The 14404-nt window shown below is 62.8% G+C and carries 15 protein-coding genes; 7 read left to right on the forward strand and 8 right to left on the reverse strand.

Annotated elements, in window-relative coordinates; all coding sequences use genetic code 11:
* Positions 1 to 209: 209 nt before the first annotated feature.
* Positions 210 to 446: a hypothetical protein gene (locus tag NLM27_RS17285; protein WP_254144450.1), complete on the forward strand. Its 237-nt coding sequence runs from the start codon at positions 210 to 212 to the stop codon at positions 444 to 446.
* Between the two features lie 25 nt (positions 447 to 471).
* Here NLM27_RS17285 and NLM27_RS17290 read toward each other — a convergent pair whose 3' ends face one another.
* The 5 genes from NLM27_RS17290 to NLM27_RS17310 all read right to left on the reverse strand — a co-directional run bounded on the left by NLM27_RS17290 (position 472) and on the right by NLM27_RS17310 (position 5242).
* Complete coding sequence (locus tag NLM27_RS17290) at positions 472 to 819, reverse strand: hypothetical protein (protein ID WP_254144451.1); 348 nt, start codon at positions 817 to 819, stop codon at positions 472 to 474.
* A 255-nt stretch (positions 820 to 1074) separates the two neighbouring features.
* Complete coding sequence (locus NLM27_RS17295) at positions 1075 to 2163, reverse strand: TRAP transporter substrate-binding protein (protein WP_254144452.1); 1089 nt, start codon at positions 2161 to 2163, stop codon at positions 1075 to 1077.
* A 165-nt stretch (positions 2164 to 2328) separates the two neighbouring features.
* The gene (locus tag NLM27_RS17300) at positions 2329 to 3420 is read right to left on the reverse strand and encodes a TRAP transporter substrate-binding protein (protein ID WP_254144453.1); all 1092 of its coding nucleotides are present in this window, start codon (positions 3418 to 3420) and stop codon (positions 2329 to 2331) included.
* 195 nt (positions 3421 to 3615) lie between these two features.
* Positions 3616 to 4752, reverse strand: coding sequence for an Mrp/NBP35 family ATP-binding protein (locus tag NLM27_RS17305; protein WP_254144454.1), 1137 nt, complete (start codon positions 4750 to 4752; stop codon positions 3616 to 3618).
* Positions 4753 to 4804: 52 nt separating this feature from the next.
* A complete protein-coding gene (locus tag NLM27_RS17310; RefSeq protein WP_254148849.1) occupies positions 4805 to 5242 on the reverse strand; it encodes a VOC family protein in 438 nt (145 codons plus the stop codon).
* Between the two features lie 197 nt (positions 5243 to 5439).
* Here NLM27_RS17310 and NLM27_RS17315 point away from each other — a divergent pair, with 197 nt between their 5' ends.
* The 6 genes from NLM27_RS17315 (at position 5440) to NLM27_RS17340 (ending at position 11012) form a co-directional block, all read left to right on the forward strand.
* On the forward strand, positions 5440 to 6312 hold the full coding sequence (locus NLM27_RS17315; protein ID WP_254144455.1) for an NAD(P)-dependent oxidoreductase: 873 nt from the start codon (positions 5440 to 5442) through the stop codon (positions 6310 to 6312).
* A gap of 22 nt (positions 6313 to 6334) precedes the next feature.
* Positions 6335 to 7612, forward strand: coding sequence for a sodium:proton antiporter NhaD (gene nhaD, locus NLM27_RS17320; protein WP_254144456.1), 1278 nt, complete (start codon positions 6335 to 6337; stop codon positions 7610 to 7612).
* 136 nt (positions 7613 to 7748) lie between these two features.
* Positions 7749 to 9344, forward strand: a complete 1596-nt coding sequence (locus NLM27_RS17325; protein WP_254144457.1) for a HAMP domain-containing sensor histidine kinase — start codon at positions 7749 to 7751, stop codon at positions 9342 to 9344.
* Positions 9345 to 9388: 44 nt separating this feature from the next.
* Positions 9389 to 9592: a DUF1289 domain-containing protein gene (locus tag NLM27_RS17330; protein ID WP_254144458.1), complete on the forward strand. Its 204-nt coding sequence runs from the start codon at positions 9389 to 9391 to the stop codon at positions 9590 to 9592.
* A 28-nt stretch (positions 9593 to 9620) separates the two neighbouring features.
* Positions 9621 to 10175, forward strand: coding sequence for a TIGR02281 family clan AA aspartic protease (locus NLM27_RS17335; RefSeq protein ID WP_254144459.1), 555 nt, complete (start codon positions 9621 to 9623; stop codon positions 10173 to 10175).
* Between the two features lie 168 nt (positions 10176 to 10343).
* On the forward strand, positions 10344 to 11012 hold the full coding sequence (locus NLM27_RS17340) for an outer membrane protein (RefSeq protein WP_254144460.1): 669 nt from the start codon (positions 10344 to 10346) through the stop codon (positions 11010 to 11012).
* A gap of 54 nt (positions 11013 to 11066) precedes the next feature.
* On the opposite strand, the gene dusA is transcribed toward NLM27_RS17340, so the two are convergent.
* The 3 genes from dusA to NLM27_RS17355 all read right to left on the reverse strand — a co-directional run bounded on the left by dusA (position 11067) and on the right by NLM27_RS17355 (position 14388).
* Positions 11067 to 12071: a tRNA dihydrouridine(20/20a) synthase DusA gene (gene dusA, locus NLM27_RS17345; protein ID WP_256569985.1), complete on the reverse strand. Its 1005-nt coding sequence runs from the start codon at positions 12069 to 12071 to the stop codon at positions 11067 to 11069.
* A gap of 669 nt (positions 12072 to 12740) precedes the next feature.
* Positions 12741 to 13501 (reverse strand): IS5 family transposase gene (locus tag NLM27_RS17350; RefSeq protein WP_375142247.1). Its coding sequence is split into 2 segments (ribosomal slippage): positions 12741 to 13165 and positions 13165 to 13501, totalling 762 coding nucleotides; the frame shifts between segments, so codons are not numbered across the junction.
* Positions 13502 to 13572: 71 nt separating this feature from the next.
* Entirely contained in the window at positions 13573 to 14388 is an 816-nt protein-coding gene (locus NLM27_RS17355; protein WP_254144462.1) for a sulfotransferase, read from the reverse strand.
* Positions 14389 to 14404: the final 16 nt, after the last annotated feature.

Raw genomic sequence — 14404 nt, forward strand, 5'->3', positions numbered from 1 at the left:
GGGTACCGGGCGGGGCGCGAGGCGCGAGAAATCGGTCTCATAGATCACCGGGAGTTTGGGATCATCCTCTCGGCGACGTTCGGCCATCTGCCATCTCCAGCGATGCGGCCTATCAATGGCCGTCACGCGTCAGTTTTCTTCGTGAGGACTTGTTTGCTAGTTTCGCAAATATGGGCAAATCTTGACTCCAACACGGAGAGACGAGCTTCATGAGCAAACCTGTCAAAACAGAAGGCGAACTGATCGCAATGGCGCGAGCCGAGTTGAAGGTTCACGCCGACTGTCCCGATGCAATGACGATTTCGATCGTTCGCGACGGCAGCTCATGGGAGTTTCGAGCCAGTGCAAGTCAGGCCACGGCCGATCGGCCCGGCTACCCCGAATGTGTTGCGATGCTGGTCCAGATCGGCGATCACCTCAGCAAACAGTACGACGTCGAGGGTTAGACCGACCTCGATGCTTCGAACATCCCTATGGCGATTTTAGGAGCCGCTGAAATGCGGCTCTGAGTTCAGCCAGTTCGTCGCGCGTTGCGCCCAGCTCCGCGTCGGTCCGGCTGGTCGGCACATCCATGTAAGCGATCGGCCGGTCGAACTGGCTCGCCGTGAAATCATATCTCTTGCCTCCGATCCGATTGTAGAAATGGTCGCCTTCCGGCAGGGGCGTCTTCAGCAAATCGCCGCCGAAGAGTTCGTGAACGAGCAACGAGGTGACGTTGCATTGCCCTGCCGCCGGATTGGTCGGTGTCCATTGGCTGGCCGTTGCCAACGACCATGCCTTGCGCAGCGCGGTTTGAACTTCGTCGGGATCAAAGCTCATCAGGCCCTTGGGTCGAGCGACGCGATTTCGGATTATGCGATTATCGACTTATGCCACTGTTTTGCCCGACGCGTCAACCAAATTCGGCAATTCCGCAAGAACTCGCACTCGGCCGTCAAGTCATTGATAACGCTGTTCCCTTCTACTGTGCATGGGGTTGTTTTCGATGTTTTTGTTCTAACGCCCTTGCGAACGCCGCAACAGCAACGCCCCGGAGCCTTCGCTCCGGGGCGCTGCATGCGACGAGTGGCGCGATCAGCTCTGCGACCGCCGCGCCATGAAGATGTCGTAGCCGACCTCGGCGACCTGGAACCAGGCATAGCCGTCGCTGGAGAATTTGGCGAGGGAGTCGTGCACCTTCTTGAAATTGGCGTTGGTCGCGCCGACTTCGGCGTGCAGCTCCTTGGCGGCCTTGTAGCAGGCATCCATGATCGAGGGCGAGAAGGCATGCAGCTTGGCACCGCCCGCGAGCAGCTTCTTCAGCGCCAGCGGATTTGCGGTGTCGTAGCGCGCCATCATGTAGTTGTTGGCGTAGTGGCCGGCCTGCTCCAGCACGCTCTGATAATATTTCGGCAGCGCGTTCCATTTGTCGAGGTTGACGAAGGCGAGCAGCATCGGCCCGCCTTCCCACCAGCCGGGATAGTAGTAGTGCGGCGCAATCTTGTAGAAGCCGAGCTTCTCGTCGTCGTAGGGGCCGACCCATTCTGCGGCGTCGATGGTGCCCTTTTCCAGCGCCGGATAGATGTCGCCGCCGGCGAGCTGTTGCGGCACCACGCCGAGCCTCTGCAGCACGCGGCCGGCGAAGCCGCCGATGCGGATCTTCATGCCCTTGAGATCGTCGGGCGTGTTGACCTCTTTCCTAAACCAGCCGCCCATCTGGCAGCCGGTGTTGCCCGCGAGCAGCGAGATGACGTTGTAGCTCTTGTAGAACTCGTTGAGCACGTCGCGCCCGCCGCCCTGCATGTACCAGGCCTGGTTGATGCGCATGTTGGGACCGAACGGCACGGCCGATCCGAAGGTGAAGGTCGGGTCCTTGCCGAAATAATAGTAGGACGCGGTGTGACCGATCTCGCAGGTGGCGTTCTGCACGGCGTCGAGCACCTGCAGGCCCGGCACGATCTCGCCCGCGGCAAAGGTCTGAATCTGGAATTTGTTGTCGGTCGCCTCGGCGACCATCTTGCTCATCATCTCGGCGCCGCCATAGAGCGTGTCGAGCGATTTCGGCCAGCTCGTCGGCATGCGCCATTTGATTTCCGGCATCGACTGCGCGATCGCGGGAGCCGCGAGCGTGGCGGCGCCAGCCGCACCAAGTCCTGTGACCTTGATGAAGTCTCTTCTCTTCATGATTTCCTGCCCTGATGTACCAGTGATTGTGAAGCCTTCTTGCCGAGGCTTGACGTCAGCATGGAACATTGCCGGGCCGAATGCCACCCCGATCGCAACGCGGCAAAGAAAAAGCCCGGCCTCCTGGGGAGGCCGGGCTAATGGTCCTACGACTTAAGCCGTAGATCAGCCGCGGGTGCGCGAGCGGATCATGAAGCTGTCGTAGGTGTATTCGGCAACCTGCCACCACAGATATTCGTCGGAGCGGTAGGCCTGCATGGCGTCGATCGACTTCTTGAAGTCGGCGTTCTTGCCCGAGATCTCGGCCCACAGCTCGTTGGTCGACTTGAGGCAGGCTTCGAGGACCTCGTTGGTGAAGGGACGAAGCTGAGTGCCGCCGGCGACCAGACGCTTCAGTGCCGCCGGGTTCTGCATGTCGTAACGCGCGGCCATCCAGCTGTTGGCATTGGCCGCCGCGTTGGTGAGGATCGCCTGGTAGTTCTTCGGCAGTGAATTCCACTTGTCCAGATTGGTGAAGGCATGGACCATCGGACCGCCTTCCCAGAAACCCGGATAATAGTAGTACTTGGCGACCTTGGCGAAGCCGAGCTTCTCGTCATCGTACGGTCCGACCCACTCTGCGGCGTCGATGGTGCCCTTTTCCAGGGCCGGATAGATGTCGCCGCCGGCGAGCTGCTGCGGCACCACGCCCACCTTCTGGAGCACCTGGCCGGCGATGCCACCGATGCGCATCTTGAGACCGGAGAGGTCGGCAACGGTCTTGATCTCCTTGCGGAACCAACCGCCCATCTGGGTGCCGGTGTTGCCGCAGGGGAAGCCGATCACGTTCGACTTCTTGAAGAACTCGTTGCCGAGCTGTTCGCCGCCGCCCTGGTACCACCAGGAGTTCTGCTGGCGCGCATTGAGGCCGAACGGCACCGAGGCGTAAATCGCAAAGGTCGGATCCTTGCCGACATAGTAGTAGGAGACGGTGTGGCACATCTCGACCGTGCCGTTCGAGGTCGCGTCGAGCGCCTGGAGACCCGGGACGACTTCGCCGGCGGCGAACACCTGGATCTGGAATTTGTTGTCGGTCATCTCGGCAACGTACTTCGCCAGCTGCTCGCCGCCGCCATAGATGGTATCCAGCGACTTCGGGAAGCTCGAAGTCAGGCGCCACTTGATCTCGGGCGAGGACTGCGCGATCGCCGGCGAGGCCACCGCGGCGGTCGCCGCCGCGCCTGCTGCCGACACTTTCAGAAAATCACGACGCTTCATCTTCAGGTCTCTCCTTGCTGGGGCGTTTCCCCCTTAACTTCTCTTTTGCCGCCGCTCATTCCGGCGACGCGCTCGGGCCGCGTCGAACCGAAGGGGCTTGACTGCCGTGGGCCTTTAACACGGACGGCCCCGCTTCGGAACGCGACAATGGCATGACGGGGCTCTACGAAAGTCGCATGTCCCCAGAAGACCGGCTCAGGCCGCGGCAATAACGCCCTTGAGCTGGTCCCGGACCTGACCTGCAATGGCGCGATAGATCGCCGCATGAGGTCCGTCCGGCTCGCTGTCCACGACGGGATTGCCGGCATCCGAGCTGGCACGAATCGCCATGTGCAGGGGGATCTCGCCCAGGAATGGGACTGCGAGCTTCTCGGCCTCGTGCCGCGCCCCGCCATGGCCGAAAATGTCCGACCGCGTGCCGCAATGGGGGCACTGGAAATAGCTCATGTTCTCGACGATGCCGAGCACGGGGACGTTGACCTTCTTGAACATGGCAAGCCCCCGCCTTGCGTCGATCAGGGAGAGGTCCTGCGGGGTCGAGACGATCACGGCGCCCTTCAGCGGCACGTTCTGCGCCAGCGTGAGCTGCGCATCGCCGGTGCCCGGAGGCATGTCGACGACGAGAACATCGAGCTTGCCCCATTCGACGTCGCGCAGCATCTGCGTCACCGCCGACATGACCATGGGACCGCGCCAGATCATCGCGGTCTCCTCCTCGACCAAAAAGCCGATCGACATGATGGCGAGGCCGAAGCGCCGGAGCGGAATCATCTTGCGTTCGTCGTTCAGCTCCGGCTTGTCGTGCAGACCGGTCAGCCGCGGCATGGACGGACCGTAGATGTCGGCATCGAGCAGCCCGACCTTGAGACCGAGATCGCGCAGGCCGAGCGCCAGATTGAGCGCGGTGGTCGACTTGCCCACCCCGCCCTTGCCGGAGGCGACCGCGATCACGGCGGCGACGCCGGGGATCTCAGACTGCCGCGCCATCGGCGACCCGCCGCCTTGCGGCGGCTTGTGGGCATGGACCGGCTGCACACCAGGCGTGCCGCGGCTCGGCTGCGGGGGTGGCGGCGGCGCTGAGCCCGGCTTGCGCTCGGCGGTCAGCGCCACCATCACGGTGGTGACGCCGGGAATGGCGCGGACAGCGGCTTCCGCTTCGGCCCGGATGGCCTCCCAGGCCCGCGCCTCGGCGGCATCGACGTTGATCGAGAAGAACACCTTGCCGTCGGAGGCGCTGATCGCGCTCAGCACATTGGCATTGGTGAGCGCGACCCCGCGCGGCGACTTGATCCGGCCAAGGCTGTCGAGAACCTGTTGCTGCGTCACGCTCAAAGCGCATCTCCTGATTTCAAGATGCCCCATTAGAGCGGAAACGCCCAAAAGGCTACTGCCTGCCGATGTCGTCAGCCATCTCCGCGGGCGCCGCCCCCTGCTCCCTGGCCGCCTCGTAATTCAGCTCGATCATGACCCCGTTGGGGTCGTGGACGAAGATCTGCCAGAGGTCGCCGCCGGGCACCTGACGGGAGTCGAACTTCATCCCCTTGGACGTCAGCCGCTGCTTCATGGCGTCAAAGCCACGGCTGACGAAGGCAACATGGTGGACAACGCCGGAATCCGGCTTTTGTGGCTCGGCGGTCGGCGAAATATCGACGAGGTGCACCACCGGCTTGCCCTCGCTGTACATCCAGGCGCCCGGGAAGGCGAAATTCGGCCGGGCACCATTTTCCAGGCCCAGCACGTCCTCGTAGAAGCGGACGGTCTCGGCCAGTTTCCGGGTCCGGATGTTGAAATGATCGAGCACGCCGACGCTCACGCCGCCCAAACCCACGCCCATGCCTGCGCTCCCTTTTTTGAAGTCCTTGAGGTCCGCCATCCTAGCACAGGGGGCGGCCAAACGAAGCCGTTGCCCTCCGGCCTCAAGGGTTTATGGTGCGCCCCGATCCGCCCTCACGGCGGAACCAGGCGCCCTGCTCGCCCGGCAAGAACCGTAAAACCCAAACTACGGACAAGGTACCATACATGGCTAAAATCGCTTTCCTCGGTCTCGGCGTGATGGGCTTCCCCATGGCCGGACACCTCGTGAAAAAAGGGGGCCATGAGGTCACCGTCTACAACCGCACTGCGGCCAAGGCGAAGGAGTGGGCGGACAAGTTCGGCGGCAAGACTGCACCGACCCCGAAGGCCGCGGCCGAAGGCCAGGATTTCGTGATGTGCTGCGTCGGCAACGACAACGATCTGCGCGCGGTCACGATCGGCACCGACGGCGCGTTTGCCGGCATCAAGAAGGGCGCGACCTTCGTCGACCACACCACCGCCTCGGCCGAGGTCGCGCGCGAGCTCGATGCCGCCGCCACCAAGGCCGGCTTCAAGTTCGTCGACGCACCGGTCTCCGGCGGCCAGGCCGGCGCCGAGAACGGCGTGCTGACGGTGATGTGCGGCGGTGCGCAGGACGCCTATGCCGGCGCCGAGCCGATCATCACCGGCGCCTATGCGCGGATGTGCAAACTGCTCGGCCCCGCCGGAAGCGGCCAGCTGACCAAGATGGTCAACCAGATCTGCATCGCCGGTCTGGTGCAGGGTCTCTCCGAGGGTATCCACTTCGCCAAGAAGAGCGGCCTCGACGTCGCCGCCGTGATCGAGACCATTTCCAAGGGCGCGGCGCAGTCCTGGCAGATGGAGAACCGCTACAAGACCATGAACGAGAACAAGTACGATTTCGGCTTCGCGGTCGAGTGGATGCGCAAGGACCTCTCGATCTCGCTGGCCGAAGCCCGCCGCAACGGCGCCAACCTGCCGGTGACGGCCCTCGTCGACCAGTTCTACGCCGAGGTCGAGAAAATGGGCGGCAAGCGCTGGGATACGTCGAGCCTGCTCGCACGCCTCAATCGCTGACATCTGAAGATCTGAAACGACCTTGCTGATCGCGATCGCCGCCATCTTTGTCCTCGCCTATGCGGCGATCGCACTCGAGCACCCGCTCGGCGTCAACAAGAGTGCCTCCGCGCTGCTCGGCGCGGGGGTGCTGTGGACCATCTATGCGGTCGCGACGGGCGACCACGCCTTGGTCGGACGCCAGCTCGACGAGTCCGTCGCCTCCACCGCGCAGATCGTCTTCTTCCTGATCGGCGCGATGACAATCGTGGAGGTGATCGACGCCCATGATGGTTTCGAGGTCATCACCTCACGCATCAGCACGACGAGCCACGTCCGCCTGATTTGGCTGATCGGCTTCGTGACCTTCTTCCTCAGCGCGATCCTGGACAACCTGACCACCACCATCGTCATGGTCTCGCTGATCCAGCGGCTGATCGCCAAGCGCGACGACCGCCTGCTGTTCGCCTCGCTGATCGTCATCGCTGCGAATGCCGGCGGCGCATGGACCGTTATCGGCGACGTCACCACGACCATGTTGTGGATCGGCGGGCAGATCTCGCCCTTGAAAATCATGAGCGCGGTGTTCCTGCCCTCGCTCGTCAATCTGCTGGTGCCGCTGGTCCTCATTGCGTTTGCGTTGAGAGGCAAGACCATCGCGGCACCGCCGAAGGACGGAGGATTGCAGGGCGTCGATCCGTTCGAGCGCAACGTGATGTTCTATCTCGGCCTCGGCGTACTGATCGCAGTGCCCGCCTTCAAGACGGTCACCCATCTGCCGCCCTTCATGGGCGTGCTGCTCGGACTCGGTCTCGTCTGGCTGGTCGGCGAGATCATCCATCGCAAGAAGGAGGAGCATGTCCGCCAACCGCTCACGCTTGCGCACGCGCTGACCCGGATCGACATGGGCTCGATCGTGTTCTTCGTTGGAATCCTGCTCGCGGTGGCCTGTCTCGAACATGTCGGACTGCTGTCCAAGCTGGCCAACTGGCTCGAAGCCGCGATCGGCCGCCAAGACATCATCGTCGTCGTGCTTGGCCTCCTCAGCGCCGTCATCGACAACGTCCCGCTCGTGGCGGCGACCATGGGCATGTACGACCTTGCGCATTACCCGACCGACAGCTTCCTTTGGGAATTCATCGCCTATTGCGCCGGCACCGGCGGCTCGATCCTGATCATCGGCTCGGCCGCCGGCGTCGCCGCGATGGGGCTCGAGCGGATCGAGTTCCTCTGGTACGCCCGCCGCATCGCGCCGGTCGCACTCCTGGGCTATCTGGCGGGAGCACTGGTATACATGGCGCAGTACGCCGCGCTGCATTGAGCGCTGCCGGCCGATCCAAATTAACGCCGGGTTAACGTAATTCTTTAGCTCCTTAAGTCACCTCTTAAGGATTTCTTGCCAGAGATAGACAATGCAGAAGGCCCGCGTCCGGCGTGGGCAGGAATCGTGTTGCTTGATGAGTAACCCCGCTGAAAAGCCCGAGGTTGTGCAGCTGCCGGCCGAGCCGGTGAGCGCTCCATCGGCGAGCAGCCGAAGGGCTGCGGCGCAGCGGGTGCGCGAGGCCCGCGACAAGTTAACGTCGACCAGCGGAACCCGGCCGGCCTTCGACGCCGAGATGCTGCGCCAATATGCCCAGACGCGGCTGTCGGCTTCCTATGTCGTGATGCTGCTTGTGGTCGCGACCGGCGTGCTGTTCGGGCTCTGGATGCAACCGATCCCCGCCGCAGCCTGGACCGCCGGCATGCTCTGCATCCACAGCGCGATGATCCGCAGTTGCCGCCGGTTCCTGATCGAGGCCAGCTCTCCAGCCGCAACGCGCGCATGGCGAACGCGCTTCGTCGTGCTCGACCTGCTCTATGGCCTGTGCTGGATGGCGATCCTGATCCATCCCGTGCTCGACATGGTCACGGAAACGCTGATGATGTTCCTGATGCTGCTGGTGATCGCAGTATCGAGCATGCTGGCCGCCAACCTGCCGATCGCCGCCGTTGCTGCCACCGCGCCGGTCGCGGTCGCGATGGCGCTGAGCTTCGTGATGACCGGCTCGCTGGACAATTACATCCTGGCGGCACTCGCGCTCGCGGCCGAAGGCTATTTCGTGCTGCTGGCCCACCGCCTGCACTCCTCGACATTCGCCACGCTGGAGGCCCGCGCCGAGAAGGACGCGCTGATCGGCGAGCTCGAACAGGCCAAGGCGATCTCGGACGAAGCACGCCACCGCGCCGAATCCGCCAACGTCGCCAAGTCGCGCTTCCTCGCGCAGATGAGTCACGAGTTGCGTACGCCGCTGAACGCGATCCTCGGCTTCTCCGAGGTGATGAAGAGCGAGATTTTTGGCGCGCATGCGGTGCCGGTATACAAGGAATATTCCGCCGACATCCACAATTCCGGCGTGCACCTGCTCAACCTCATCAACGAGATTCTCGATCTGTCGCGGATCGAAGCCGGCCGCTACGAACTCAACGAGGAAGCGGTGTCGCTGGTCGGCATCGTCGCCGACTGCCACCATTTGATGAAGCTGCGCGCTTCCAGCCGCGGCATCACAATCCACGAAGTGTTCGAGCAGGCGATGCCGCGGCTCTGGGCCGACGAGCGCGCGATCCGCCAGGTCGTGCTCAATCTGCTCTCCAATTCGATCAAGTTCACCCCGCAAGGAGGCGAGATCTGGCTCAAGGCGGGATGGACGGCTTCGGGTGGACAATATCTCTCGGTGAAAGATTCCGGCTCCGGAATCCCCGAGGACGAGATCCCGGTCGTGCTCGCCTCGTTCGGCCAGGGCTCCAACTCGATCAAGTCGGCCGAACAGGGCGCGGGCCTCGGCCTGCCCATCGCCAAGAATCTGATCGACCTGCATGGCGGCACGTTCACGCTGAAATCGAAGCTGCGCATCGGCACCGAGGTGATCGTCACCTTCCCGCCAGAGCGTGTGATGAGCGCGCTGGCGCCGCTGTCGGATGATTCTCCGCCGCTTCAGCCGGAGAGCTCGCTCGTTCCCGACGAGAAGCGCCGACCGCGGCACAAGCCGATCATGAGCGCAGGCACGGGCTCTTAACGAGATGGTTGCAGACATGCCCGACCATCCCTCACTATGCCCGCATGAGCAAAGAAACCCCGTGCGTCGCCGTCTGCATGATCGATCCCAAGACCAAGCTCTGCTTCGGCTGCGGCCGGACCTTGCCGGAGATCGCGCGCTGGCACGCCATGGACAGCGCGGAACGGCTGGCGGTCATGGCGCTGTTGCCGGCGCGCATGAAGCAAGCAGGACTCCCGCCGATCGCGGCATCGCCGAAGCATATCTGACCGGCACGGGCACGCGCGGAGGCGCGCAATGATCCGCTTCCTGCTCGTTCTCATCATGCTCGCCGGCACCGCAGGCGCCGTCGTCGCTTATGGCGATCCCGACCAGATCGTACGCGCCAGTCACAAGGTCTCGCACATCTTCCGCGCGCAGACCGCCGCCCCGGCCCCCGCCGTGCATATCCCGCGCGGGCAAGGCGGCGAGTTCGCGCTGCGTGCCAAGATCAACGGCGTGGCTGCACCGATGGTGATCGATACCGGCGCGACCTCCGTCGTGCTGACCTGGGAAACCGCGAAAGCGATCGGGCTGCCGCTCGATATGCTCGAATACAACGTCGACCTGGAGACCGCGGGCGGCCACACCAAGGCAGCCCGGCTTACGCTCGACCGTCTCGCCGTCGGCAAGCTGGTCGAGAAATCGGTGCCGGCCCTCGTCGTGCAGCGCGGCCAGATGAAGACCAATCTGCTCGGCATGAGCTTCCTCGACCGCCTGGAAAGCTGGGGCGTGCGCGCGGACACACTGATGCTGACCGGGTATCCGGAGCTCCAGAGCAGCTCCCGCCGCTCGCGCTCGGCGGTCGACTAATCCTTCCATCCCAACCACGAGGTTGGATAACTCGCTGTGAATGCGCAGAGATGTGCATCTGCACCATTTACAAACCGCCCAGTCGGTTTATAACAGACCCATTCCCGGATCGGGATTGGATGAGTGCTGCTGTCCTGAGGGATGCGGCCAAGTGGGAGATTGAGAGTCATGACTGCCAGAGCAGCCATACGCCGTACGATGCACGCCCTGCCCTTTGCCGCGGCGTTCGCCACGAGCAGCGCCGCTGCTGCGGACCTGTCGCCGCACTATGCAGCGCCCGTCTCCGCCTACACGGCGCCGCAGCCGGTGTATTCGTGGACGGGCCTTTATGCGGGCTTCAACGCCGGCTATGCCGAGAGCGGCGACGATGCCTTCAACAATCTGGTCGGAGTGAGCGGCGGCAAGGTCAAGGGCGCCGTCGGCGGCGTGCAGATCGGCTACAACTACCAGCTCTCGCCAATGCTCGTGGTCGGCATCGAGAACGACTTCGAGGGTGGAGACGTCAAGAACCACGACACCCTCAACAGCGCCGCGGTGAGCATTCCCTGGTACATGACCGGCCGCGCCCGCGCCGGTATCGCCACGCTGGATTCACGGCTGCTGCTCTTCGGGACCGCGGGTCTTGCCACCGGTGAATTGAAGGACGGCCCGATCAACAAGATGAAGATGGGCTGGACCGCGGGTGGCGGCGTCGAGTGGGCGTTCCTGCCGAAATGGTCGGCCAAGGCCGAATATCTCTACACCGAGTTCATGCACGACGATTTACCGGACTGGAACGCCGCGAAATTCCACACCTTCCGCGTCGGCGTGAACTATCACTTCGACTTGTTTCGCTGAGACCGATCGATGAAGAGCCGGATGTCGCGATCCGGCTCTTGGCGATGTTTGCAGCTAGGCAGCGGCTTCCGCTGGCACCCGCGCACCGACGCACGCGATCGCATCGCGCAACACGTCGAGACCGGCGCCCGGCTTCACCCCCTGCTCGGCAAGATGCCGCCGGAAGGCGCGCGCGCCGGGCACGGCGTGAAATGCGCCGACGAAATGCCGCGTGATCGCATGCAGCCGCGTGCCGCGCGCGAGCTGTGCCTCGATATACGGCATCATTGCTTCGAATGCGTCCTGCATGGTCGCATGCGGCGCGGCTTCGCCGAAGATCTCGGTATCGATGGACAGCAGCCGCCATGGCTCCTGATAGGCGGCCCGGCCGAGCATCACGCCGTCGACATGGGCAAGATGCGCCTTCGCCTCGTCGATGCCCGGGATACCGCCATTGATGATGACGGGCACACCGGGCATCGCGCGCTTGAGCCGATAGACGCGATCATAGTCAAGCGGCGGGATGTCGCGGTTCTCCTTCGGCGACAGGCCGTTGAGCCAAGCCTTGCGGGCGTGCACGATCAGCGCGTCGCAGCCGGACGCCACCACCGCACGCGCGAGGGCATCGAGCGCGACCTCAGGATCCTGGTCGTCGATCCCGATGCGGCACTTCACCGTGACGGGAACCGTGACAGCGCGCTTCATGGCGTCAACGCAGCTCGCCACCAGCTCCGGCTCCGCCATGAGGCAGGCGCCGAAACGACCGTCCTTCACGCGATCGGAGGGGCAGCCTACATTGAGATTGATCTCGTCATAACCGAACGCCGCGCCGATCCGCGCGGCCTGTGCGAGGTCGTGCGGATCCGACCCGCCAAGCTGAAGCGCCACCGGGTGCTCGCATGCGTCGAATCCAAGCATCCGCTCCCGGTCGCCATGAATGATTGCACCGGTGGTCAGCATCTCCGTGTAGAGCAGCGCCCGTCGCGTAAGATGGCGGTGGAACACCCGACAATGCCGGTCGGTCCAGTCCATCATGGGTGCAACGTTAAATATATGTTGCGATGAAATACTACCTAACATTGATATCACTGGAGATTGTTGTTGAGGCCCGTTGCTACCTTCGCACTTGGAGTTGCGAGAAACGCAGCAAAACAGGAATTTAGGAACATAAGTCCTACAATGTAGGACTCAAAAAGAAAATGTAGGACTAACGATAATACATGAAATCAATGACTTAGCAAAAAGGAGGCTAAGAAGATGACTGATGAGAAAGTAGCAGGGCACACGCCTGGGCCGTGGGAGATCGGTACAGAGACCCGAGGTATCGAAGTTTGCACACTTCACGGCGTCACGCCTCAAGTGACGGGGGATCGTCAGGTTCAACCGTGGGTCTACGTCTAGCCGTTCGCAACATCATCCTCAAGGTCGCGCCTCCGGGCAATCGGTTTGAGAATCGCGGCCATCAAGAGAGAGCAACACCGATCACAAATGCCGCAATCAGAACAAGCTTCATCCCGCACGCGGCACGGATCGTCCAACACATCAACAGAGAGTGAGCAACCCGCTCACATTGGACCAAGCTTGCAATGGGCTGCGCGAGCCGATGCTCGGCGAAGCTGGATCAAAAGCAGGCGCTGGTGTCGTTGCGGGTTCACCTCGCTCTTCTAGAGCGAGCCATCGGCGGTCAGCAAGAAAAGCTCGAGACAGAGACCAAATCCAAGGATTCGTACCCTCCTCTAGGGTCTGGACTCAATTGAGCCACCAGAGCAAGGCGGCGGTCAGAAGGATTGCTGAGAGGAAGATATCTGCGCGCTTGTCATATCGGGTGGCGATGCGGCGGAAGTCCTTCAGGCGACAAAACATGCGCTCGATGACGTTGCGGCCTTTGTAGGCGCGTTTGTCGTAGCGATGCGGGTGCTTACGGGTCGGATTTGGGGGGATGACCGCCTTGATCCGCCGCTGTGCGAGTTCCTCGCGCAAGCTTCTGGCGTCATAGGCTCGGTCGGCAATGACACTCTTCGGTCGATGCCCCAAAGTGAGCAGACGGCGGGCTCCGTCGAGGTCGTGGACGTTTCCAGCCGTGATCAACAAGGCATATGGACGCCCGATCTCATCGGTCAGCGCGTGGATTTTGGTCGTTTGCCCGCCACGCGAGCGGCCGATGGCATTGTTGAAGGCCCCCCTTTTGCGCCGGCTGCCGAGCGGTGGGCTTTGATGTAGGTGGAATCAACAGATGCCGCCCCGTACATGCCAGTCGACCCCGTCAGGGCATAGAAAATATCGGTCCAAATCCCCTGACGGCTCCAGCGATTGAAGCGATTGTAAACCGTCGTATACGGGCCGTAGACCTCCGGGCAGTCGCGCCAACGCGCCCCACATCGCAGCATATGGACGATCCCGCTGATCACCCGGCGATCATCCACCCGGTGCGCTCCGCGGCGGCCTCGCGGCAACAACGGCTCTATTCGCTGCCACTCTGCATCGCTCAACCAATAGACTTGCTTTGCCATCCAAGCCTCCCTCCGTTGGAAAGCTTGAATCACAATCCCGCCTCAAGAGGAATCTCTATTGAGTACAGACCCTAGACCACCCTCACCTGGTTCGGATTGCGGGCGGGGTCGCCCCAGAACGCATCGTTCTCGTATTTGCGCCAGAGGTCGCCAGGCAGCACAGTCTTGCGCCCCGGGGATTCCACGCGCCTGCCAACCTTGTGCAGACCCGGTGTACCGATCCTGCGGTCGAACTCCTCGGCGTCGAACTCGATGTTCTGGAAATCATGCGCGAACGGCTTCTCGCCGATGAACTCGTAGACCGCGGCGATCGCCCGCTCCGGCTGGGTGGTCAGCGTCTCGTAGGTCAGCGCCAGCAGACACGCGGACTGCTCGCCGCAAAACGCTTCGCGTAGCGCATTCCAGGCAAAGCCGACCATGCCGTTCGGGGCCGCCAACCCTTCGACGCGCGAATACACCGTGCCGCCCGGCTCGAAATTGAAGATGCCCGACGGCTGATACTTGTTCTTGCGAATGAGCCGCTCGACCGAATCCAGGATCCAAGGAATGTGGCGCACGCAGCAGATCACCTTGGCGCGCGGAAACAGCTCGGTGATCAGAGGCAACCGCGCACACCAATTGCGGTTGGTGTCGAACACCACGTGCCCTTTCGGCAGATCGGTGTAATAGGTGGAGAAGATCGCCTTGATGAGCTCCCGGCGCTGCTCGTCGCTGATGAAGATCGCGGTCTCGTTGCTCATGCTCATGCTGCGCAGCATGCCGTCGACCAGCGAGCCGACCGGTCCGGTCATCCCGGCGCGAAAGCGCGGGTTCTGCCGCAATATTGCCGACAGCAGCGTCGAGCCCGCGCGCGGAAGTCCGGAGATGAAATGAATATCGCCTTGCATGATCCTGCAAACCTGA

The sequence above is a fragment of the Bradyrhizobium sp. CCGB12 genome (genome assembly GCF_024199845.1).
GTDB lineage: Bacteria > Pseudomonadota > Alphaproteobacteria > Rhizobiales > Xanthobacteraceae > Bradyrhizobium.

Excerpts from the sequence above, each read along its gene's own strand:
- NLM27_RS17340 (WP_254144460.1), top strand. The coding sequence starts at position 10,344 with ATGACTGCCAGAGCAGCCATACGCCGTACGATGCACGCCCTGCCCTTT.
- NLM27_RS17325 (WP_254144457.1), top strand. The coding sequence starts at position 7,749 with ATGAGTAACCCCGCTGAAAAGCCCGAGGTTGTGCAGCTGCCGGCCGAG.
- NLM27_RS17290 (WP_254144451.1), bottom strand. The coding sequence starts at position 819 with ATGAGCTTTGATCCCGACGAAGTTCAAACCGCGCTGCGCAAGGCATGG.
- NLM27_RS17355 (WP_254144462.1), bottom strand. The coding sequence starts at position 14,388 with ATGCAAGGCGATATTCATTTCATCTCCGGACTTCCGCGCGCGGGCTCG.
- NLM27_RS17285 (WP_254144450.1), top strand. The coding sequence starts at position 210 with ATGAGCAAACCTGTCAAAACAGAAGGCGAACTGATCGCAATGGCGCGA.
- dusA (WP_256569985.1), bottom strand. The coding sequence starts at position 12,071 with ATGTTAGGTAGTATTTCATCGCAACATATATTTAACGTTGCACCCATG.
- NLM27_RS17315 (WP_254144455.1), top strand. The coding sequence starts at position 5,440 with ATGGCTAAAATCGCTTTCCTCGGTCTCGGCGTGATGGGCTTCCCCATG.
- NLM27_RS17295 (WP_254144452.1), bottom strand. The coding sequence starts at position 2,163 with ATGAAGAGAAGAGACTTCATCAAGGTCACAGGACTTGGTGCGGCTGGC.
- NLM27_RS17335 (WP_254144459.1), top strand. The coding sequence starts at position 9,621 with ATGATCCGCTTCCTGCTCGTTCTCATCATGCTCGCCGGCACCGCAGGC.
- NLM27_RS17300 (WP_254144453.1), bottom strand. The coding sequence starts at position 3,420 with ATGAAGCGTCGTGATTTTCTGAAAGTGTCGGCAGCAGGCGCGGCGGCG.
- NLM27_RS17330 (WP_254144458.1), top strand. The coding sequence starts at position 9,389 with ATGAGCAAAGAAACCCCGTGCGTCGCCGTCTGCATGATCGATCCCAAG.